Origin of the sequence: Acidocella sp. MX-AZ02 (assembly GCF_000306035.1) — a bacterium.
Taxonomy (GTDB): domain Bacteria; phylum Pseudomonadota; class Alphaproteobacteria; order Acetobacterales; family Acetobacteraceae; genus Acidocella; species Acidocella facilis.
Window position 1 is genome coordinate 1,127,492 of the sequence record NZ_JH976207.1, and the last position, 2,148, is coordinate 1,129,639.

At 67.1% G+C, this 2,148-nt stretch carries 2 protein-coding genes; one reads left to right on the forward strand and one right to left on the reverse strand.

Features of this window, described 5'->3' with window-relative positions:
• Positions 1 to 23: 23 nt before the first annotated feature.
• Positions 24 to 1,295, reverse strand: a complete 1,272-nt coding sequence (gene purD, locus MXAZACID_RS05560; RefSeq protein WP_008493164.1) for a phosphoribosylamine--glycine ligase — start codon at positions 1,293 to 1,295, stop codon at positions 24 to 26.
• Between the two features lie 49 nt (positions 1,296 to 1,344).
• Here purD and xseA point away from each other — a divergent pair.
• A partial coding sequence (xseA, locus tag MXAZACID_RS05565) for an exodeoxyribonuclease VII large subunit (protein ID WP_008493165.1) occupies positions 1,345 to 2,148 on the forward strand: 804 nt, incomplete at its 3' end.

Below are 2,148 nucleotides of genomic sequence, written 5' to 3' on the forward strand. Positions count from 1 at the left end.
CCCCACACCCCCAAAAACTTTTGTTAGATTCCCACAGCCCTGCGCCCGATATCCCGCCGGCAGAACCCATCCTCCCAGTCCAACCGCCCGATCGCCTCATAGGCCCGGCCCAGCGCCTGTTTCAGGTCCACGCCGACCGCATTCACCGCCAGCACCCGGCCGCCATTGGCGAGAATCCCGCCCTGGTCCGCCATCGTCCCGGCATGGAAGATGGTCACACCCTCCACCGCACCCGCCTCGTCCAGCCCGTAAATCTCGCTGCCCGTGGCATAGGCGCCGGGATAACCCTTGGCGCACATCACCACCGTCGCCGAGCCGCCCGCCGCGAATTCCGCCTTTACCTCAGAAAGCCGCCCCTCCGCCGCCGCCTTCAACGCGGTCAGTAGGTCAGAAGAGAGCATCGGCAGCACCGTCTCGCATTCAGGGTCGCCGAAACGGACATTATATTCGATCAGCTTCGGCCCATCCGCCTCCACCATCAGCCCGGCGAACAGGAAGCCCCGGAACGGCGTGCCCCGGCGCACCATCTCCTTCAGCGCCGGACGCACGGTTTCCTCCATCGCCCGGCCCAGAACCTCCCGCGTCGCCCAGGGCGGATTGAAAATCGCCCCCATGCCGCCGGTATTCGGGCCGGTATCGCCCTCGCCGACGCGCTTATGGTCAGCCGCCGCGCCGAAGAACAAAGCATCCTCGCCATCGCACAGCGCGAACACGGAAATCTCCTCACCCACCAGGCATTGCTCGATCACCACCGAGGCCCCGGCGGCGCCATGCACCTTGTCCTCCATGATGGCGGTGACGGCCTCGTGCGCCTCCTCCAGCGTGGTGGCGACGACAACGCCCTTGCCCGCCGCCAGCCCGTCCGCCTTGATCACGATCGGCGCGCCAACCTCGTCCAGATAGTCGTGCGCGGCCTCGGCGTCGGTGAATTTCTCCCAGGCGGCGGTGGGGATCTTCGCGGCATCCGCCACCTCTTTGGTGAAGATCTTGCTGCCCTCCAGCTGCGCCGCCGCCGCCGAAGGCCCGAAACAGGCGATGCCGGCCGCCGCCAGCGCATCCGCCACCCCGGCCACCAAAGGCGCTTCCGGCCCCGGCACCACCAAATCGATCTTCTGTTCCAGGGCGAATTTCACGATGCCCTCGACGTCCAGGGCGCGCAGGGGCACGTTCTCGGCCAGCGTCGCGGTGCCCGGATTGCCAGGGGCGACATAGAGTTTCGTCAGCAGCGGGCTCTTGGCGATCGCCCAGGCCAGCGCGTGTTCCCGTCCGCCCGAACCGATGATCAATACCCGCATCTCGCAAACCCCTCTGTTACCGGGGGGCGCTGTATCATAATCTGCGCGCATGAGTGAATCCGTGACCAATACGCCTGAATTTTCCGTCTCCGAGCTGGCCGGGGCGGTCAAACGCACGCTGGAGGGCTCGTTCGGCCGGGTACGGGTGCGCGGCGAGATCACCGAATTCAAGGCCTATGGCTCCGGCCACCAATATTTCGCGCTCAAGGATGAGAGTGCGAAAATCCGGGGCATCATCTGGAAAGGCGTGGTGCCGCGCGTGGGGCTGAAGGCCGAAAACGGGCTGGAGGTCATCGCCACCGGGCGCATCACCTCCTATCCGGAGCGTTCCGAATATCAGCTGATCGTCGAGAAGCTGGAATATGCCGGGGCCGGCGCGCTGCTGGCGCGAATCGAGATGCTGAAGGCGAAGCTCCAGGCCGAGGGGCTGTTCGAGCGCCGGCGGGCCTTGCCGATGCTGCCCACAATCATCGGCCTCGTCACCTCCGCCCAGGGGGCAGTGCTGCAGGACATCAAAACCACCATCGCCCGGCGCTTTCCCCGCCAGTTGCTGCTGTGGCCGGTGCCGGTGCAGGGCGAGGGGGCGGCGGAGAAGATCGCCGCCGCCATCGAGGGCTTCAACAACCTCCCCCCCGGCTTTCCGCAGCCCGACGTGCTGATCGTCGCGCGCGGCGGCGGCAGCCTGGAGGATCTGATGGCCTTCAACGAGGAAATCGTGGTGCGCGCCGCCGCCGCCAGCCGCATCCCGCTGATCTCCGCCGTCGGCCATGAGACGGACACGACGCTGATCGATTTCGCCTCGGACCGCCGCGCCCCCACCCCCACCGCCGCCGCCGAGATGGCGGTGCCGGCG